We start from the raw sequence: 17979 nt of genomic DNA on the forward strand, positions 1-17979 counted from the left end.
TAACCTTTGCAATTACTATACATTCAAACTTTTTTCGGTATTGAAGTTCAATACTTTTTCAAAACTAAATTCTCAATATTGAAAAGTAATTTTTTTCAATATTGAATTTGTATATTTTTCAACATTGAATTTTACTCAAATTTATTGCTTCATTAAATTTCCTATTTTTTCTCCTTAATTTTTTTCTTTTTAAAATAAATCTTCTGGAATTTCTGCTTGGACATATTGTTTATCTAAATCATATTTGTAATCTCTATTTAACTCCTCACTGGTTGTGTAAAGTCTTTTTCTTCTTTCTGAAAAATTCATTTTAAAACTTATATTCTGCTTCCCAGTTATTCGATTTTTCAAGATTAATAAATAAGTATCATCTGTCTCTTCTTCTTCATCTATCACTCTGTAGGTTGATAAAATATAATCTGCATAATTGACAATCTCACTTGCTCCAGATACATCATACATGGTTGGCTTCATGTCACCCATATTTTTGCGAGGATGTGCAACTAAAATTATTACTAAGTTGTATTTTTTAGCGAGATTTTTTAAGTTGCTTACTATTTGCTCTTGTCTCTCATATTTATCTGCCTTATTCCCAGTTTTTATCGTCATTAGATTGTCAAGAACAAAGAGCCTAACCCCTTTTTTTAAATATAAATGTTCTATAGTATTTAGTAGGTTTACCTCATCACTTATTGCATCTTCATCATAGAGAAAAAATTTATCTTTTATCCAATCTGAAACCAAATCAACTGCATAGTTTGGAATATCTGTATATGTTCCACCATAAGGGCTTTGATATTCTTTTATATGATAATCATTAGCCACAGTTTTTCTAAACCAATCCATGGCCATAAAGCTAGGTAATTCTCCAGAATACAAAAAGGCTTTTTCTCCAGTTAAAATTGCTTCTGCTATAAACTGGTTAACTATAGTCGATTTTCCAGATGCAGGTTTACCAGTCAAGATTGTAAGAGTTCCATATCTAAATCCATCTAAAGCATTATTTAATTTATTAAAACCTGTATCTACGGACTTGTGTACGCCTTTTTCACGCTTTATTTTTGATGCGTCAATGTAATTATCGTTTATGCTACTACTCGTCGTCACAAGTGCTTTTAAATCGTTTATATCAACAATCAATTCGTCTATACTTGTATCTGAATTTGAATTATCAATTAATTCATTTGCTAACTCTGAAATTTGTCTTTTAAGTAACTTCTCTTTTATGATTTTTATATAGTGATCTATGTTTGAAGTAGTTATGACTATAGTTGTTAAATTTGTAATGTAGCTAACTCCTCCAATATCTACTAATCTATCTATTTTTTCTAATTCATTTTTTAAAAGCAAAAGATCTAGTGGTTTATTTGAGTCAATTATTTTCTTCATGCAAGATAAAATAATTTTATGTGACTTAAAGTAAAAATCATTTTCTTTTAGTTCTCTTATTTTGTATGCTATTGAGTCATTTATAAGAAAACTGCCTAAGATGTTTTGTTCTGCTTCCAAAGAGTAATTCATTTAATCACCCCTAACTTATTATTAAAATGTCACAACTAAAGGAATTACCCTTTCAACGTCATACAATACCCCACAAATACGATCCTTTGGAACATTTTTGTAAACTAAAATATCAATTATGTCAGCAATAAGTTTTGCATAGTATTTTGGAGTTTCAAATCCATAACTTCTATAAGCAAGTTTTTCTTCAACAAATTGTTCACATTTATTTCTTGTACTTGTTCTAGTTTCACAATCTTTGTTTGACTTTATCTCTATATAATTTCCATCAAAATCTATTATTTTCATAGGTTTACTACGCTGAATTTTAAAAGATTTAGGTTTTCTAGCAAGCTTATCATTAACTTTCTCGCAAATCTCATCTATATCAACTACATCCTTTTTACTTTCAAATATCATTTCTCTTATTTTTGGATCAGTTCTTAATCCTTCAATAAGTCTTTGTAAATCTTGATCTGTAAGTTCATGCTTTTTTCTTTCCACTTAGCATACCTCCTGTCTTTAACTATTTAGTTACTTCTTTCATGATTTGAAACTATTCTACATTATGATAATTAACATGCTATAATTAATTTGAACATACTTCCAATATGTTTAAATTAATTAGAAAGGTGGTGAGAGTATGAGCCAATATCGAGTTATAAGCAAAGAATGTCCTATTCTAAAAAAACTTCTTAGATAGTAGCTTTGGGATTTTCATCTGGAAAACAATACTTAAATGCAGTCACTTTTACACCTGTTATTTTGCTTAATTTAGTAAAAGAATGATACATACAAGTAAAATTTCCCTCACATTCTTGCAGGTAATCGCAAACTTCACATGATGTGGGGGCTTCTCTATTCCCTCTAAACACCATCTCCATAACTTCATTTTGCAAAGGTCTTGCTATGCAATGTAATTCTTTTTCAGTAAGTTCTAACTTTTCATCTTTCATGAGCAGGCTCCTAGTTTATTTAACATTTAATTCTTTATCTGTTTCATTGATTTTGTAACTAAATTTAATTGACCTGTGTTTTGATTCTACGCCATGATAATTTACATGCTATAATTAATTTAAGCATATTGACAGTATGTTCAAATTAATTATAAGGTGGTGATGAATATGTGCAAAATTAAAACCTTAAGAGAAAAATGCTCTCTTATTGACGATAGAGTTGAATTTTCTGGTGAATATAAAACTTTTCCTGGATTCACTGGATCAAAACTTTTAGAATGCGAATGTAATAAAAATTACATTTGCAAAATTCAAATAATGACTGCTAATAGCAACTGTCCTCTTTTTAAAAAAGCACGTCAATTACAATACTAAAATTTTAATTTACTAAATTTATTTAGTAAAAATATCTACACCTGTCATTTCACTTAATTTTATAAAAGTGTCTATATGGGTGAAATAGTCCTTGCATTCTTGAAAGTAATCACAAACTTCGCATGATGTAGGGGCTTCTCTATTTCCTCGAAATGCTATTTGCATCACTTCATTTTGCAAATGTCTTGCAATGCAGTGCAAATCTTTTTCAGTAAGTTCTAACTTTTCATCTTTCATAATCAATTCTCCTGTCTATTTAATTTTTAAAGTTCTTTGAAGCCAGCAAGTGGATTCTTAGCCTTTGTAACCTCTGACACTATACCTTTGCTAACATCTTCATTTCCCCAAGTTAACAAAGCCCTGTAGTGGCTCTTATACCTACTTCCTTTTCCATTTACGATATAGTTTTCTAAACTAACAATTTTATCATGTATGTATTTCTTCCCAAATTTGTTTATAAGTTTGTCATATTCATCTTTAGTTAGTTTTACTTTTTCTATATCTAAATCCAAGAATGATAGATCTAAATAATCAGTTTTAGGTTTGTTATTTGTTTTTTTATTTAGTGGTATATTATCTTTAATAGAATAATCTTTGTTCCCATTTTTATATTGGATGGGTTCCGATATTTTTATTGGATGGGGTACGGTATTTTTACTGCACCCATCTGGTATTTTTACCGAGTCTGCAACTTCACCATCATTACTTATATTAGTATTGTTAATATTAGTATTGTTACCTATCACCTGGTGATATACCCCTCTATCATCTCCTGCTATAGGTATGTCATCTCGTGATATACTCTTTGTACTTGTAGCACAATATAAATTACTATTATTTTTAAGTGATTTTTTTGATTGTGTATTATTACTTATATTAGTATTGTTAATATTAGTATTGTTACTGTGCACCTCATGCACCACCTGTTGTGCATGAGGTGCACTAGGGTTGTGCATCACATTCACTACCTGTTGTGCATCACATGCACAACCTACTTTAGCTGTTAAGATAAAATATATGTTACTTTCTTTCTCATTTGAATTATCTCTTGTTCTATTTTCTTTCTTAATCAAGCCCTTTTCTTCTAGGCTTTTTATTACATTTTTTGCTTGTCTTTCACTACATCCACATTTTGCTGATATAGTTTTATAACTTGGAAAGCAAAAACTTTCTTCGTTTGAATGCCTTGCAAGGACTATATAAATCATTTTTTCATAAATTGTTAAATCTTCTCTGTCAATTAAAATATTTTCTATCCAAAACCAGTCTCTTTCTCTTATATCTCTTAATAATTTCACTGTATCACCTCCCTTCTAAAATTATTCATTTAATTTAATAGCTTTAATTTGCAATCACCATTTTCTAAATCTTCATATGTTATTACCTTGTATCCTACATCATCATTTTCTTGCATGTAGTACATTGCAACTATTTCTCCTGTTTCCACTTCTGTGATAATGCAATCTGTGCTTGTATCAAATCTTGTTTCTTGAAGTTGAATTGCTTTACCTATGTGATTTCTATTAAAATCTGAAATTCTCAATATTTTCACCTCTTTTAACTTTGTAGATCTTTCCCTTCTTCAATGTCTTGTATTTCTTTTAATATATCTATTCTGCGTAAAGCTAATTTAAGTTTCTCATGATCAAGCATCTCTATTTTTCTGCATACTTCTTCTCTTATTTCATTTATATCTGTCATTTTAATCACCTCTCTTTTTGTTGATTGTGTAATACAATTATAAACCTAAAAAGCTTACAAGTCAACTACTATGTAATACTTTTTTATTTATTTTTTGTTGACTTGTAAGCATCTACAGGTTATAATATTTTTATGGAGGGATAATATGTCAGATATGAATGAAATAAGGGAAGAAAATAAAAGAATAAGGGAATTGCGACTAAATTTGAATCTAAGTCAAGAAGAGTTCGCTAGCAAACTAAATCTAAAAAGAAATACTATATCTTTAGTTGAAAATGGTAAAAGAAATGTAAGTGAAAGAACTTTAAATGATATCTGTAAGACTTGGAGCATATCAGAAGATTGGCTTAAAAACGGAGTTGGAGAAATGTTTTTTATTAAAGAGCTAGACGAACAATTTGCGCATTTGGTTGGAGAGTTAAGTAAAACAGAAAATGAAGTAGAAAGAGAGATTATAACTAAAATGTTCAAGCTAAATAAGAAATATCTAACTGTATTTGACAAAATGATAGATTCCCTATTAGAAATAGAAGAATAGCAATTGCTATTCTTCTATTTTTTTCAAAAGACCAAAAATGTAATTTTTTATCATTAATAAATTTCTCTTATCTTTATCAATATCTAATTTTTTTATCATTTCAATTATTTCATATTTCTCTTTTTCTAAATCTCTCATAATCTTGCCCCCATATTTTCAAAATATTCTGATTTATATTCTTGCAATTACCCCCACTTTTGAAAAAACAACAGACTCCTTTCTTCAATTTTTAAGTTTTTTAAATTGATATAATCTATATTTTTGATTGTGTATGTCATGTCCTAAGATGAGTTTAAAATCTGAAAGTAAAATTGTGATTATTTTAAAAGTGTTTTACGTACGTAGTTTTATATGTATTATTTCGATATATATCTTCCTTATGTTACAATTGTAACACCTCGTTCAACATTAATCAAATGTCAAAATTTACCATTTTTGATTATTTTTTAAAATTTAATTTTACATAAATAGAGTTTATATATCAATAATAATGTAAAATAAAAAAAGGCTATGGAAAATAGAATTTTACGTCTACAATCCATAACCTTTCATAATTTTGTTTTTTTTAGAATCCAGTTATCTCTGACAACTCATAAGATGCGATTTCTCCATCTGTATTCATTCCCATAGCCTTAAACTTCCAAGTACCATCTTTTTTAAGATCGTTTATATTGTCCATTGCAGTGCCTAATTGATTTCCATCCTTATCATATAAAGTAAATGTTACTTGTGCATATGATATATCATGACCACTATTATTTTTAATAACACCTTTTATATAAGTAGCCATACTGTCTGTTTCTGATGTTACTTCTCCAACTATCTCATATTTTTCCTTTTTCACCTCTTCTTTAGGCTTATCTACACTAGCTGTTTGGCTTGCCCCATCATCAGTTCCAGTATCATCACTTCCGCTAGTGCCAATAGCATATAATAAAACGAAAACTACTACAACTATAAACCAACCTCTTTTATAAAATGGTTTTTTGTTTTTAGCCCCACAGTTAGGGCATGATTTAGCATTAGATGCTATTTCCTTTGAACATGATTTACATTGAATCATTTTTGACATTTTTAATCCCCCTCAAATTATTGTATTATTCCTCAACAATATTATAGTATATCCCCTCTGTCTAAAACTGTAGTATCATGGGATTATAGAATTTTTTTTAGGTATGTCCCAAATATTTTGTTGTATTAAAGGTATTTATAAAGGCTTGCACTTAATTGCATACATTTCTATTGAACTGTTTTTTAGGCTATAGCATTAAATAAATTCTTGATTTTACTTTGAAATATTTTTTATTAGTAGTATTATAAAGTATTTTTTATAATTAAAATTAATTGGTAAAAATTGGAATAACATTTTTAGACATTTAGTATTGTGTAGTCAACTCTATTGTAATAGTATTTTAGATATACTTTTGAAAATGAGGTGTAATTTATGAAGATAAAAAAGATTCCAGAGTCAGAACTTTTGGTAATGATGTACATTTGGGACAGTGAAGATGAAGAAGTTGCATCTACTGAAATTTTGAAAACATTAGGCGAAAAATATGAATGGAAAAAGTCAACTATGTTAACTTTTTTGAGAAGATTAACTGGTAGGGGTTTTTTAGAAGTTGTTAAGAAAGATAGATTTACATATTATAAAGCATTGATAGAAAAAGAAGAATATTTGAAAGTTGAGACTAAAAGTTTCTTTAGTTTCTTTCATAAAAATTCATTTGAAAGTTTATTAAGTGCTTTACATGATGATGAAGAAGTATCTGAAAATAAATTAAAAAGTTTAGAGAAATTTATTGAGGACTGGGAAGAAGATAAATAGAGAGCCAATGTAATTTATTTGGTTCTCTATTTTTGTATACGACCTTCTATTTCCATTTTTAAGCAAATTTACATCTTTTTAGGTAAATAACATCAAACTTATAATTAAAATAGGTCAGACAAGCCTTTAAATGTCTTAAAACTATATTTAATCAACTTTATTTTTAACAGTTTATTTTTCCCAATCATCAAAATTGCAAGTTCGTTATCTCCAATCTTTTTAAGTAAAATTAAATTCAATAGCATTTAGTAAGTATATTAGAAAAATAATTAATAAAGTTTTTTATATTAAAAAAAGAATAGTTCAGACATCTTTTCTAGTCTTTAATAGTTTTTAAAACAGTTTTTAAAGTCTTTAATAGTTTTTAGACAAGCTATAATAATTGGTATATCTAGGTTTCAGAGATGAAAGGTCATCATTTTAAGGGTCAAAGGTCATCATTTTAAGGGTCAAAGGTCATCATTTTAAGGGTCAAAGGTCATCATTTTAAGGGTCAAAGGTCATCATTTTAAGGGTCAAAGGTCATCATTTTAAGGGTCAAAGGTGAGTGTATTTTAAAAATAGTTGACCTTTTTGTAAATTAGGTATTATAATTTATATGAGGTGATAGATTTTGGAAAAAAAAGAAATTTTAATGCAACCAAATAATTTAATAAAAAGTAAATATGATTTTACAAATGTGGAAAATAAATTATTTTACAAAATACTTTTTAATGCTCAGAAACAACAAAATTCCTCTTATGTTACAACTATATCAAAAGAAGAACTAAAAGTATTTATGAAAAATAATAATGATTACGAACATAAAAATATAAAAGAAATTTTGAACATGTTTCAACAGAGTGTCCTGGAATTTGATTACATAGAAGAGACAACTGGCAAGTTAAAAACTTTTGGAAGTGGTTTAATTAATACATATGAATTGGATCATACAGACCAAATTTATACAATTATGATGCATGAAGTTCTATACAATCATATAACTGATTTTGTAAAAATGCAGAAAAAGAAAAATGGATATACAGCTATTAATTTATCAGTTTTATTTAATTTTAGAGGTGCATATACTCAGAGATTATACACTTTATTTAGACTATGGAGCAGAGAAAATAAGGAAGTGGAGATAAAATATAAATTAGATGAATTAAGATTTTATTTGAAATTAAAAGATAATGTATATCCAGAGTATAAATATTTTAAGCAAAATGTTCTAAAAAGAGCAATGAATGAAATAAATAAAAAAGGCAACATGGTTGTTTCAATAAAAGAAGAAAAAAGAAAAAATAGAAAAATAGATGAGATAATTTTTTCTGTGATAGATTATGAACCTAGAAAATATTTCGATAAAGATATATTGGTTGAAGATTATATACCTAAAAAGAAACAGGATAATGAAGTATCTTTTGGTTTTTATATACCAAATGAAAATATTTTTACAACAGGAACAATTAAACTATTTAAAGAAGATTTTAAAGAGTTTGATTTCAAGAGTGATGTTTATCTGAATGCTTTTAATAAATCTATTGCCATAGCACTTGAAAGAGATAATACTGACATTATAAATACAAAGAATTATGATTTTTTCAAATCAACACTTTCAAATAAAATAAGTGAAGTTATAATTCATCAAAAAGATGATTTAAAGTTTAAAGAGGAATTAAACAAATATTGGGATGATAAAGATGTTAAAAAAGAAGAAAGAGAAATTGATTATAGCAAAGATCCTGTCAGACTTGAAACTATTAGGAGAAATTTGTTTGATCAAGGTCTAGTAAATGAAGAAGGATATTACTATAAATAAGAATTGGAGAAAATAAAAATGTATTATGTTTATAAATATATTGATCCAGCTACAGAAGAATGCTTGTATGTTGGGAAAACGGAGAACATTTGTGATAGACATACTAGTCATTTAAGTAATAAAAAAGAAAATTGGTGTAATAAGAATTTAAGACTTGAGTATATGGAATTAGATAATAAATATACTATGGATTTTTATGAGATATACTTAATAAATAAATTAGAACCTAAATTCAATATTGCAAAAGGAGAAATGGATATTGAAAAAACAAAATTTTTCTATGATGGACAATGGGTAATTTATTCAGAAAGAGACTTGATGTCGAGTTTGGCATCAAAGAGATATGGAATAAACTATGAAGTAAATGCTAAGATGTTACACATAATGAGAAAATTAAAGAAGATAAGCAACAATGAAGAAATATTTATTGGAAATGAAAATATAAAAATAAAATATTCTTTTGAAACAACACTAGAAGGAATTGATTTAGAGCCATGTATATTGAGTGTAGCATATAAGACACTAAAAGAAAGTACAGTTGGAACAGTAATCTCAGTAAAACGTGAATATTTATCAGAAAATGTATGTTTAGTCATTGATAATATTTTTCTAAATGAAATCATGAAAGATCCTTTGATGTCTAAAGCAGATATTATAGATTTGAATAGTCAAGTTAATGACATTCTTAAGATAATTGATATTAATTGCGAATGGGATAAGCTTTCTGAATATTGTAGTACAAGTTATTAACCAGATATTGCAAAATATGGTATAATTAAATCTAGCAAGAAGAGCGTAATATACAATCTATAGAGTGGAGTTCATGTACAAAAGATTATCCTCCCAACGATTCGAGGGGAGGTGAGTTCATGGATAACTTTTTGTTTAACGTTTTAGCTAGTTTAACTGCTAGCGTGGTAGTTTACTTAATTAGTAAACTATTCAAAAAAGCAAAAAGCCACTCTCGCGCAAAGAGTGACTTACAGGTTGAATTTAAATTTATGTTTAAATTCAAAAAATAAACTATGTTTATGATGAACTCCACTCTAACGCAAAATAGATTGTAGTTCTTCTTGCTTTTATTATATCATAAAATCTTCAAAATGATACAATCTTATATTGAATTGTTAAAATTGGATTGTCAAAAATCTCTTTTATGGAATTGTTAAATAGTAAATATAAAAAATTTTTAGATAAACTTTAAAATAATAAAAAAACAAGAGGTATTAATCTCTTGTTTTTTTATTATTTTTTTTATAATACATAATAATCATTATTATATATAGAGTTAAAATTGTTCCAAACATAAATATCTCTAATTGAAGTTGATTATAAACAATATTGAATAAATTGTGTGAAATCTTTAATAAGACTTGTGGAATTTGCATTATTATTATACAAATTATGCCTATAATCAAAGATATTATATGAAAACTTTCTTTTTTTATGAAAAATTTATATATAAATAATGCAAATATTAAAAAATAAACTAATATAAAAATTAGGAATTGAAGTTTATTAATATTAAATCTTATTATTTGTTCATATAATGATGAGTTAAAAAACATAGCTATTAATACTAGAAAAGGATAAATAATAAGAAATATATTATTTAATATATTTTCTTTATTCATAATCACCAACTACTTTCAAAATTTTAAGAGTATGTGAACTCGACATTAATCGTATGTGTTGCAGTCATCCCCTGAACATGAATTTTAGCACTGCTCCAAGCTCTTGGTGCATTATTGCCCCAAGCTCTATCGTTGTATCCCCATCCAGTAGTATATGAGAAAGTATTTGATGTTGGGCTCTTAGTTAATTTTTTACCAGTAATAACACCAGAATGTGCATTAACTGACCTATTTGATAAAGTATATAAACTAGAGTTTGGAGTCCAACTACCATAAACTCTATTTAATCTGACTTTTTCATTGGTAGAATTAACATCATAATCAACATTCAACTTAGCGGTTACTCCTCCTGATGTGTGTGTTCCACCTGTAGATTCAAAAGGAGTAATCAATTCTCCTATTGGAATAAAAACTTCACATCCTGTATTTGTTGATTTATTATTATATGCAATTGGATTTAAAGTAGTGATTTCTCCTGTTTGATCGTTTGTAATTGTAACTTTAACTTTATGTATTATTTCGTTGCTTGAGTCACTTGCATAACTTCTGCCTGTTATCAATAGTATTAGAGAAAACATTAAAGATAGATAAATAAATAATTTAGAAAATTTTTTCATAAAATCACCCTTTCTTATTAATTTGTCTGGTTAAATATTACCAGTCAAAACTGCTATTGAATCCTCCTTTTTTAAATTATATCATATATTCTATTGCAATAGAATAGAAAAAGTAAAAATATTTAGAAAATTGTAAAAATTAAACTTTCGACTTCTGAAAAAGAATCGTCATTAGAAATAAAGTACAAAGATGAAAAGGAAGGGCTTAAGCAAAAATTTGAATACTCATATAAGTTTTTAGCTGGCAAAGAAGTAATTAGAACTGTGAATGAAGATATAGAGGTTGGCCAAGAAAAAATAATAAAAGGTCAAAAAAATGGGAAATACCAAGGAGATGGGTCTGAGGAAACTATAAATTTGAAAAAGAAATAATTATCTATGAAAAGAGTGTTTAGAAATAAGTGAAACACTCTTTTTTGTGCAAAATAAAATAAGTATCTTGTGAAAATATATAAAAATATATAAATGTATATAAATATTAATAAATTTATGTATTTTTATAATAAAACTTTCCATAAAACTATTGAATTATTATATAAAATATTATAAAATATATATAAATATTAATAAATTTTATAATATTTATATAAAAAGGAAGTGAGTGTATGGCTAAAATACTTTTGACATTTAAAAATAATGAAAAAGAAAAGGCTATAGAGAAGTTTTTAGAGGACAAAATATCGGCTACAGCGTACTTAAAAGAGTTAGTTTGGGAAAAGATGAATGAAAAAAAGGATAATGATGTAGTTGAACAGAAAAAAGAAGTAGAGGATCCAGCAAATAATTTTGATTTTGGAAGTTTAGAATAAGGGGGAAATAATACAAATGAGTAAATTAGGTATAGATACTGGAAATTATGCAGTTAAAACAAGTTCAGATGATATTTTTGAAAGTAAAGTTACAGAGGTAAAAAACTTTGGTTCAGATTCAGATAGCATTAAAATAGGCAATAAAACATATTATTTAGGCGAAGGCGATGAGGAAATAAATATAGTTAAATATGAGAAAGAAAACTTCTTGCCACTTTTACTTGGGGCTATATGCAGAAATACAGACGATGAAACTGTTGATTTAGGACTAGGTCTGCCAGTGAAACAATTTGCTGGATTAAGAAAAAATCTTATTGAAAAATTACAAGGAAAAGAATATCATGTTGAGTTTACAAGAGGAAATGAGACTACTAAAAGAGATATAACAATAAGATCTGTGCAAGTATTCCCAGAAGGTATAACTGGTTATCTGCACTATGCAAAAGATATAGTTGACCAAGTTGCAGGAAGAGATGTTGTGCTAATTGACATTGGTGGAAAGACAACAGATATTGCACTTGTGCAAGGAAATAAAGCAACTGATCCATATTCTATAAATATAGGGACGATAAATATATATGATGCAATAAAAAAATCTCTTGAAATGGATGAAAGGTTTTTAGGCAAAGTTGAGATAAAAAGAGAAAAAATACAAGACTATATAGACAAAGGGTTTTACTTAAATGGTGAAAAACAAGATATAAAGAAAAATATAGATGCATCTGTTTCATTGTTTAAGCAAATTTATAACGAGTTAAAATTAAATTATCCAATCAGTACAGCTGCGGTTGTCGTTATGGGTGGAGGTGCTAAATTGTTAGGTGAAGCATTTAAAAAGAATATATCTGGTATAATAGTCATGAGTGATGTAGATAAACATGTTTTTGCAAATGCAAAAGGATACAAAAAAATGATGAAATAAAAAAGGATTTAGTTTATAGTATGTATAATAGATTACAAGTATATGATATTTGTAATCTATTATTTTTTTGAGGGAGGTTTATATATGACTTGGAGTGATTTAAAAGAAAAAAATATTAATGAAGTTGTTGATTATATTAATAATAAATTAAATGAATTTGAAAGTCTTAAAAAAATTGGTGATGAGTTAGAAGTAAATGAAAGCACTATAAGGAAATGGCTTAATAAAAAAGGATATAAAAGAATTGGAAACAGGTTTGTAGAAGATAATAAAAATGATGATGATAAATATCATATAAATGTCATTAATAATAAGATTGATGATGATATTAAGTATTTATCTAGTGAAATTGATAATATAAAAAGTGTGCTGGAATGGTTTAAAACTAAAGATGATAGTTATCATATGGATGTCATTAAAGAAAATGATATATCTATAGATCTTCCAGATCAATCTATAAAAAGAACTACAATTAGAATAAATAATGCGGTGTGGGATATGTTTAATGAATTTGCAGATAAAAATAAACATTATGATAAACATGATTTGCTGAGTCAACTTTTACTTGAAAGTTTATTGAAATATAGCAAAGATAGGTGAAGGAGATATTTAATCTTCTTCATCTATCTTTTTGAATTTATGTGCAGTGGACATTAATCGTACAAAGTATCCATCCAGATAATTTGGTTCTAAATTATCCATCTTACATTCAAAATATTCCTTTTCTGTAACTATAGGTATGTAATATATGTGGAAAATTTTAATTCTCTTAAGCAGAACTCTTTTTTTAACAAGTCTTTTAAGTAGAATTTTTGTTGTGGATTTCCGCCACTTGTATTTTTCATTGCAGAGGCGAATAATTTCTTGATTTGATATGCTTGAACTTCTTTTCCAAAAGATTTTCATTATGCTTAATTCGCCACGTTTTAAATTTTGTTTCAACATGATGTACTCCTTATAAATGTTTATAATATAGTAGCATCTTTTTGCTCAAAATGGTGCAGGTAAGTTATTCCATAAAAAAATAGAGCGTAATATCTAATGAATTTGCCCATGAAAATAAACATGATTTGTTAAGCCATCTTTTGATTGAAAGTTTGAAGTATAAGAATAGATAAAAAGAGTCATTAAGATCTTATAAAATGTAATAAAAGAGCAGTATATTTTGTTAAATTTACTGCTCTTTTATTGAAGCATGCATTCTTCATATTTTTGAAATTAATTATTTGCTCTATCGCAAAATGGGCATCGCTCTATATAATAGCCTCCTGTGACTCCGGGTCTAGATTTTATATCAATTCCTGCTAGTCTCAATTGATGAGCGTATTCCTTTACTTGTCGTTCTGATATATTTAATTTATTAGATATTTCACTTGCTTTTAATATTTTATTTTCTTTTAAAGGCATTATAATCTTAAAAGCGTTATCTATTTTTCCCATACAAAAAAACTCCCTTCTTCGATTAAATTATTTTGAAAGATGTTATATTTTCATTATAGCATCTGTTGGTGAACTATCTTTGTTACAAGTCATATTAATTCCAACAAAATATATTTGCAATAAAGAAGATAAAAATAAATAAAAAAAGAGGGTAGCAACTAGTAAATTAGTTGTTACCCTCTAATCTATTTATTAATAAAATCTAATGCTTTGTAAAGTGTCTCAAATCTATCATTTCCTTTTATTGCAGTATACTTCTCTTTAGTTATAGAACTTATCTTATTACATGCTCCTCCACCTACAACATATAAGTTCTCCGTCTGACCTGGCACATAATCTTTTATATCACATATTAGTATCTTTCCATCATTATACCCCCAACCAACTACAGTTGCAGGTATCTTGTCAACTTCTCCATCATAAACTATTGTGTGTTTATACATTTTACCCACCTCTACATTATTTATAGTTTTATTCAATACACCTTCTACAATTAACCTAGCCATTCCTTCATATCCAAGTTTCTTAGCCTTATCATAATCTTCTTTATTGTCACAAAAGAAACTTTCAATTAGTATTGCTGTAGGTTTAGAACTATTTAAAATATATAAACTTTTATCTAATTTAGCACCTCTATTTTTGAATACTGTGCCTAGTTTCTTACATATTCTAGTTGCATATTCTAGACCTTTATTACTATAATATATCACCTCTGAGCCTTTTCCTTGACCATCACTTGCATTTAAATGTAACTCTATAAGTAAGTCATAACCTCCACCGTTAACTCTAGGTATTTTATATGACTTTTCTTCATTCTTAGTTTTAAACTGCTTTTCGGGGCATATTATTACATCCACCTTATGTCCTTCTTTTCTGAATGTATCTGCTAATACTGGTGCAAGTGACTTATTGTATTGATACTCGTTAACTACTCCATCAGCAGAAGTACATGCTCCACTTTTTAAAATACTGTGTCCTACTGTAATACATATTTTCATTATTTATTTTCCTCCTTCAACTGTTTGTAAGTTTGATTTATACCTATTGATATACCCCAACAAATTACACCTTGTAAGACTGCATCAGCATTTAGTCCTAACATCCATACTGAAAAACCCACTCCAAGTATCAATAACACTACTGGAATATACTTGTTATCTAACTGTTTATACTTCTTGCATCCTGCTCCTATAACATAAAGAGCAGCAACTAAAATTAGTAACTGCTCTGGTATAAAACTTATTAAATTATCCATTTATTTTCCTCCTAATTTAAAATATTCCTCGCTGAATAGCAAATATAAAGAACCCTACAAGTGTTGTAATCATTGTCCCAATCAACCACTTTAACATACTTGTAAGTGAGTTTAAGTTCTCACATAATGCTTTTAACTCTGCTTTAGACTCTATATTTGCTATCTTTAATTCGTCTATTTCTTCACCATGCTTATTTATTCTTGTTTCATGTCTTTTTAAATCTGCGTTGAAAAGTTCTTCATTCATGAAAACCTCCTATTTAATTGAAATAAAAAAGAACCTTCTATAACGTTGGTTCTGCTCCTTCTACTACTCCGCTATGTTCAATTATATAATCCTCTACTGCTTTTCTGTACTCCGTGTTAGTTACATCATCTAGTTCAAAAGGTCTGTTTTTTAAAGGATTTAATCCTTTGTTTAGTATTCTCTCTGCCAATATCCTTACTACAACATTGTTTATATTCATTATAATAATCCTCCTACTTTTTCATTTTCATTTAATAAAATCTGATTTTCTAATTCTTGTATTCTCTTTTGTTCTTCTGTTAATTCTCTTTTTATCTCTTTTATGATTGGTACATTATTAACTACATCTATCTTTTCTATATAACAATTATCAGCTATTGATTTAAAAGGAATGTCAATATAATCTATTTTTGTTATAGTCTTTCTTGGTATAATATCTCCTTCCATTTCTCCATATATTGCAATTATTTCTCCGTCTTGGTCAAAGATTATTCTTCTTCCTATTTCCATTTTTAGCTCTCCTTTTTTATTCGTACTTTATAGCGAACCAACTAACTGTTGCATTTAGTTCGGTGTCACTTAAATAAATCGGTGTTCTAAAACCATTTATAAAAAATCCGGCACTGATAGAATTAGAATAAGTATCTGTGTCAAATATGCGATTTTGAAATCTAGCAATATTTTGTCTATTACTAGACCTGTACTCTTCACTAATACATAATATTAAATTAGGCATTAAATTCATAGTAGCGTCAAAAGCGATTGTTGTGTAGTTACTATAGTAACCCTCTGCAATCATGAAAACTAAATTAGGTCTAAAAGATAACGAATTAATCTCAAGAGAGACACGTCTCACTGAATCCGTTTGACCATATGGCAAGACATAGCTTGACTTCATTGTAATATAATTGCTTTCGCTCTTTGCTGTTTTTATTATATTTTTTATGCTTGACACTTTATTAATTAAATTTTGCATACTCTCGCTTCCGGCAGCAGAAACATTTTTATTTATCAAATTCGTTGCAAAGGCATTTTTTAATGTTACTATTTTTGTTCTAGTTGTTCCCGATTTATCTGTTCCAACAAAAGGGCTACCCAATGCACTAGATATATTATTTTTGCCAGTTTGGAAATCAGTTTGTATACTTTGTAGTGTTGTCATAAGTTCCCCTAAACTAGCATTTTCAGTTAATTTTTCTGTCATATTTTCACCTCACTTATATCATGTCTATCAGATTATTTGCTATAGTAATACCTTTGATTCTCTGTCCATTTACTTCTGTTTCTAAGTTATTCTGTTTTTCTGATAATGTATTATAATTTTTTGCTAGTTGATTTAATGCTTCCTCTACATTGTCACTTTCAAATAAGTTATCTGTATCTTTTATACTTGTTTTCTCTGCTGTTGTTTCTATACTATCTACACTAGTTTTTACCTCATTTAATGCACTAACTATATTTGTTTTATCTGTTGTTTCAAGTAGTGTTGTATCACCTATTTTAGTGTTAATCTCCGTTTTAGCAGTTTCTATGTTGCTTGTTAACTCCGTTTTAGTTTTATCTATTTTAGTGTTTACATCTTGTATATCTTTAAGTGTAGCTAAAACAACGGTTGGGTCTATTTTTAAATTTATACTTGCTGTATTAGACACAGCTAATATAATCTTAATTAATATTTCTTTTACTGTTCCCGAATCCGGAGCAGGTTTATAAGTCTCGGGATAACTAGATACTGCTAAAAGTTGGTCTTTAGAGTCAAATACCCCTACTTCTCTAATTGTAAAGCTTCCAGTATCTCCAGTTATAGTTTTTTGGATAACTACCCAATTAGGATTTTTTTCATCTGCTTGAACATGCTCTAATGTGCTTTCCCACACTACATTTTTAAGTGCTGTCTGAGTTTCCGTTGGAATATATGCACTTCCACCACCATCCCCGACTTTTATTTTTGCGAAATCAACTCTAGTCCCGAGTGCTGTAGCATTCGCTATAGCCGCTTTCCCTATTTCTGTAAGTAATGTATAATATTGTGCTTGTGCCAACTATATCACCTCCTTAGGGTATAATGTTACCCTTTCTGCACTTTTATTGTTTCCACTAGCAAATACCATTTCTCCAAAACATGTTATATCTTTAGGAGTATAAGGGTAGATTGTAACTGTTTCTCCTGTACTAGCCATTGCTCCTGTGTAAAGTCCATTTTGATTAAATAAAATCATCTCAAATTTATGTTCAAGATGACATGGTTTTATTTCTTCTATTTTCTTATCTAACTCCAAGATAGTGTTATAACTACAATTATTTGTTATAAAACTAAGTGTAAAACTAAATAGATTACTAAATACCTCTACATCAA

At 27.7% G+C, this 17979-nt stretch carries 27 protein-coding genes and 1 pseudogene; 8 read left to right on the forward strand and 20 right to left on the reverse strand.

Translation table 11 applies throughout. From position 1 onward, the window contains the following. Positions 1–189: 189 nt before the first annotated feature. The 7 genes from IC174_RS19965 to IC174_RS19995 all read right to left on the reverse strand — a co-directional run bounded on the left by IC174_RS19965 (position 190) and on the right by IC174_RS19995 (position 4532). On the reverse strand, positions 190–1521 hold the full coding sequence (locus IC174_RS19965) for a DnaB-like helicase N-terminal domain-containing protein (RefSeq protein ID WP_227483838.1): 1332 nt from the start codon (positions 1519–1521) through the stop codon (positions 190–192). A gap of 21 nt (positions 1522–1542) precedes the next feature. Then, complete coding sequence (locus IC174_RS19970; protein WP_227483839.1) at positions 1543–2004, reverse strand: hypothetical protein; 462 nt, start codon at positions 2002–2004, stop codon at positions 1543–1545. A gap of 191 nt (positions 2005–2195) precedes the next feature. Further along, positions 2196–2456, reverse strand: a complete 261-nt coding sequence (locus IC174_RS19975; RefSeq protein ID WP_227483840.1) for a hypothetical protein — start codon at positions 2454–2456, stop codon at positions 2196–2198. A gap of 393 nt (positions 2457–2849) precedes the next feature. Next, positions 2850–3068, reverse strand: coding sequence for a hypothetical protein (locus IC174_RS19980; RefSeq protein ID WP_227483841.1), 219 nt, complete (start codon positions 3066–3068; stop codon positions 2850–2852). Between the two features lie 26 nt (positions 3069–3094). After that, a complete protein-coding gene (locus tag IC174_RS19985; RefSeq protein WP_227483842.1) occupies positions 3095–4129 on the reverse strand; it encodes a helix-turn-helix domain-containing protein in 1035 nt (344 codons plus the stop codon). Between the two features lie 29 nt (positions 4130–4158). Further along, positions 4159–4374, reverse strand: coding sequence for a hypothetical protein (locus IC174_RS19990; RefSeq protein ID WP_227483843.1), 216 nt, complete (start codon positions 4372–4374; stop codon positions 4159–4161). A 14-nt stretch (positions 4375–4388) separates the two neighbouring features. Continuing rightward, a complete protein-coding gene (locus IC174_RS19995; protein WP_227483844.1) occupies positions 4389–4532 on the reverse strand; it encodes a hypothetical protein in 144 nt (47 codons plus the stop codon). A gap of 145 nt (positions 4533–4677) precedes the next feature. On the opposite strand from IC174_RS19995, the gene IC174_RS20000 reads away from it, so the two are divergent. Beyond that, entirely contained in the window at positions 4678–5070 is a 393-nt protein-coding gene (locus IC174_RS20000) for a helix-turn-helix domain-containing protein (protein WP_227483845.1), read from the forward strand. Between the two features lie 6 nt (positions 5071–5076). Here IC174_RS20000 and IC174_RS21210 read toward each other — a convergent pair whose 3' ends face one another. Continuing rightward, positions 5077–5208 (reverse strand): hypothetical protein, encoded by a 132-nt coding sequence (locus IC174_RS21210; protein WP_255613437.1) that lies wholly within the window; start codon positions 5206–5208, stop codon positions 5077–5079. A 427-nt stretch (positions 5209–5635) separates the two neighbouring features. Beyond that, complete coding sequence (locus IC174_RS20005) at positions 5636–6142, reverse strand: FxLYD domain-containing protein (protein WP_054277862.1); 507 nt, start codon at positions 6140–6142, stop codon at positions 5636–5638. Between the two features lie 372 nt (positions 6143–6514). Here IC174_RS20005 and IC174_RS20010 point away from each other — a divergent pair, with 372 nt between their 5' ends. The 4 genes from IC174_RS20010 (at position 6515) to IC174_RS20025 (ending at position 9721) form a co-directional block, all read left to right on the forward strand. Then, positions 6515–6898 carry a BlaI/MecI/CopY family transcriptional regulator gene (locus IC174_RS20010; protein ID WP_227483846.1) on the forward strand — a complete coding sequence of 128 codons (384 nt, stop codon included), beginning with the start codon at positions 6515–6517 and terminating at the stop codon, positions 6896–6898. 613 nt (positions 6899–7511) lie between these two features. Continuing rightward, on the forward strand, positions 7512–8699 hold the full coding sequence (locus IC174_RS20015; protein ID WP_227483847.1) for a replication initiation protein: 1188 nt from the start codon (positions 7512–7514) through the stop codon (positions 8697–8699). Positions 8700–8717: 18 nt separating this feature from the next. Then, positions 8718–9449, forward strand: coding sequence for an endonuclease (locus IC174_RS20020; RefSeq protein WP_227483848.1), 732 nt, complete (start codon positions 8718–8720; stop codon positions 9447–9449). Between the two features lie 119 nt (positions 9450–9568). Further along, entirely contained in the window at positions 9569–9721 is a 153-nt protein-coding gene (locus IC174_RS20025) for a type I toxin-antitoxin system toxin (RefSeq protein ID WP_054277857.1), read from the forward strand. A gap of 635 nt (positions 9722–10356) precedes the next feature. On the opposite strand, the gene IC174_RS20030 is transcribed toward IC174_RS20025, so the two are convergent. Further along, the gene (locus IC174_RS20030) at positions 10357–10950 is read right to left on the reverse strand and encodes a hypothetical protein (RefSeq protein ID WP_227483849.1); all 594 of its coding nucleotides are present in this window, start codon (positions 10948–10950) and stop codon (positions 10357–10359) included. Between the two features lie 605 nt (positions 10951–11555). Between IC174_RS20030 and IC174_RS20035 the strand changes: the two genes are divergently transcribed. The 3 genes from IC174_RS20035 to IC174_RS20045 all read left to right on the forward strand — a co-directional run bounded on the left by IC174_RS20035 (position 11556) and on the right by IC174_RS20045 (position 13281). Beyond that, on the forward strand, positions 11556–11759 hold the full coding sequence (locus tag IC174_RS20035; RefSeq protein ID WP_227483850.1) for a hypothetical protein: 204 nt from the start codon (positions 11556–11558) through the stop codon (positions 11757–11759). 16 nt (positions 11760–11775) lie between these two features. After that, complete coding sequence (locus tag IC174_RS20040; protein WP_227483851.1) at positions 11776–12681, forward strand: ParM/StbA family protein; 906 nt, start codon at positions 11776–11778, stop codon at positions 12679–12681. Positions 12682–12765: 84 nt separating this feature from the next. Then, a complete protein-coding gene (locus tag IC174_RS20045; protein WP_227483852.1) occupies positions 12766–13281 on the forward strand; it encodes a hypothetical protein in 516 nt (171 codons plus the stop codon). Positions 13282–13290: 9 nt separating this feature from the next. On the opposite strand, the gene IC174_RS20050 is transcribed toward IC174_RS20045, so the two are convergent. The 10 genes and pseudogenes from IC174_RS20050 to IC174_RS20095 form a co-directional block, all read right to left on the reverse strand. Then, positions 13291–13587: a BlaI/MecI/CopY family transcriptional regulator gene (locus tag IC174_RS20050; protein ID WP_255625539.1), complete on the reverse strand. Its 297-nt coding sequence runs from the start codon at positions 13585–13587 to the stop codon at positions 13291–13293. Positions 13588–13899: 312 nt separating this feature from the next. Next, positions 13900–14121, reverse strand: coding sequence for an HTH domain-containing protein (locus tag IC174_RS20055; protein ID WP_227483854.1), 222 nt, complete (start codon positions 14119–14121; stop codon positions 13900–13902). 185 nt (positions 14122–14306) lie between these two features. Next, entirely contained in the window at positions 14307–15119 is an 813-nt protein-coding gene (locus IC174_RS20060; protein WP_227483855.1) for an N-acetylmuramoyl-L-alanine amidase, read from the reverse strand. Beyond that, positions 15119–15376 (reverse strand): phage holin family protein, encoded by a 258-nt coding sequence (locus tag IC174_RS20065; protein ID WP_227483856.1) that lies wholly within the window; start codon positions 15374–15376, stop codon positions 15119–15121. Before IC174_RS20065 ends, IC174_RS20060 begins: the two co-directional genes overlap by 1 nt. 16 nt (positions 15377–15392) lie before the next feature. Continuing rightward, positions 15393–15623 carry a hemolysin XhlA family protein gene (locus IC174_RS20070; RefSeq protein WP_021385516.1) on the reverse strand — a complete coding sequence of 77 codons (231 nt, stop codon included), beginning with the start codon at positions 15621–15623 and terminating at the stop codon, positions 15393–15395. Positions 15624–15660: 37 nt separating this feature from the next. Beyond that, positions 15661–15843 carry a hypothetical protein gene (locus IC174_RS20075; RefSeq protein WP_227483857.1) on the reverse strand — a complete coding sequence of 61 codons (183 nt, stop codon included), beginning with the start codon at positions 15841–15843 and terminating at the stop codon, positions 15661–15663. Next, positions 15843–16133 (reverse strand): hypothetical protein, encoded by a 291-nt coding sequence (locus tag IC174_RS20080; protein WP_227437661.1) that lies wholly within the window; start codon positions 16131–16133, stop codon positions 15843–15845. The genes IC174_RS20075 and IC174_RS20080 overlap by 1 nt, the downstream gene beginning before the upstream one ends. A gap of 16 nt (positions 16134–16149) precedes the next feature. Beyond that, positions 16150–16827 carry a hypothetical protein gene (locus tag IC174_RS20085; RefSeq protein ID WP_227483858.1) on the reverse strand — a complete coding sequence of 226 codons (678 nt, stop codon included), beginning with the start codon at positions 16825–16827 and terminating at the stop codon, positions 16150–16152. Positions 16828–16840: 13 nt separating this feature from the next. Then, entirely contained in the window at positions 16841–17665 is an 825-nt protein-coding gene (locus IC174_RS20090; RefSeq protein ID WP_227483859.1) for a phage tail protein, read from the reverse strand. Beyond that, a pseudogene (locus tag IC174_RS20095) lies at positions 17666–17979 on the reverse strand (hypothetical protein); the annotation flags it as partial.

Origin of the sequence: Clostridioides sp. ES-S-0001-03 (genome assembly GCF_020676075.1) — a bacterium.
Lineage (GTDB): Bacteria > Bacillota > Clostridia > Peptostreptococcales > Peptostreptococcaceae > Clostridioides.

Coding starts and splice junctions, on each gene's coding strand:
- IC174_RS19965 (WP_227483838.1), bottom strand. CDS start 1,521: ATGAATTACTCTTTGGAAGCAGAACAAAACATCTTAGGCAGTTTTCTT.
- IC174_RS19975 (WP_227483840.1), bottom strand. CDS start 2,456: ATGAAAGATGAAAAGTTAGAACTTACTGAAAAAGAATTACATTGCATA.
- IC174_RS19980 (WP_227483841.1), bottom strand. CDS start 3,068: ATGAAAGATGAAAAGTTAGAACTTACTGAAAAAGATTTGCACTGCATT.
- IC174_RS19995 (WP_227483844.1), bottom strand. CDS start 4,532: ATGACAGATATAAATGAAATAAGAGAAGAAGTATGCAGAAAAATAGAG.
- IC174_RS20000 (WP_227483845.1), top strand. CDS start 4,678: ATGTCAGATATGAATGAAATAAGGGAAGAAAATAAAAGAATAAGGGAA.
- IC174_RS21210 (WP_255613437.1), bottom strand. CDS start 5,208: ATGAGAGATTTAGAAAAAGAGAAATATGAAATAATTGAAATGATAAAA.
- IC174_RS20005 (WP_054277862.1), bottom strand. CDS start 6,142: ATGTCAAAAATGATTCAATGTAAATCATGTTCAAAGGAAATAGCATCT.
- IC174_RS20010 (WP_227483846.1), top strand. CDS start 6,515: ATGAAGATAAAAAAGATTCCAGAGTCAGAACTTTTGGTAATGATGTAC.
- IC174_RS20020 (WP_227483848.1), top strand. CDS start 8,718: ATGTATTATGTTTATAAATATATTGATCCAGCTACAGAAGAATGCTTG.
- IC174_RS20025 (WP_054277857.1), top strand. CDS start 9,569: ATGGATAACTTTTTGTTTAACGTTTTAGCTAGTTTAACTGCTAGCGTG.
- IC174_RS20030 (WP_227483849.1), bottom strand. CDS start 10,950: ATGAAAAAATTTTCTAAATTATTTATTTATCTATCTTTAATGTTTTCT.
- IC174_RS20035 (WP_227483850.1), top strand. CDS start 11,556: ATGGCTAAAATACTTTTGACATTTAAAAATAATGAAAAAGAAAAGGCT.
- IC174_RS20040 (WP_227483851.1), top strand. CDS start 11,776: ATGAGTAAATTAGGTATAGATACTGGAAATTATGCAGTTAAAACAAGT.
- IC174_RS20045 (WP_227483852.1), top strand. CDS start 12,766: ATGACTTGGAGTGATTTAAAAGAAAAAAATATTAATGAAGTTGTTGAT.
- IC174_RS20050 (WP_255625539.1), bottom strand. CDS start 13,587: ATGAAAATCTTTTGGAAAAGAAGTTCAAGCATATCAAATCAAGAAATT.
- IC174_RS20055 (WP_227483854.1), bottom strand. CDS start 14,121: ATGGGAAAAATAGATAACGCTTTTAAGATTATAATGCCTTTAAAAGAA.
- IC174_RS20060 (WP_227483855.1), bottom strand. CDS start 15,119: ATGAAAATATGTATTACAGTAGGACACAGTATTTTAAAAAGTGGAGCA.
- IC174_RS20065 (WP_227483856.1), bottom strand. CDS start 15,376: ATGGATAATTTAATAAGTTTTATACCAGAGCAGTTACTAATTTTAGTT.
- IC174_RS20070 (WP_021385516.1), bottom strand. CDS start 15,623: ATGAATGAAGAACTTTTCAACGCAGATTTAAAAAGACATGAAACAAGA.
- IC174_RS20075 (WP_227483857.1), bottom strand. CDS start 15,843: ATGAATATAAACAATGTTGTAGTAAGGATATTGGCAGAGAGAATACTA.
- IC174_RS20080 (WP_227437661.1), bottom strand. CDS start 16,133: ATGGAAATAGGAAGAAGAATAATCTTTGACCAAGACGGAGAAATAATT.
- IC174_RS20085 (WP_227483858.1), bottom strand. CDS start 16,827: ATGACAGAAAAATTAACTGAAAATGCTAGTTTAGGGGAACTTATGACA.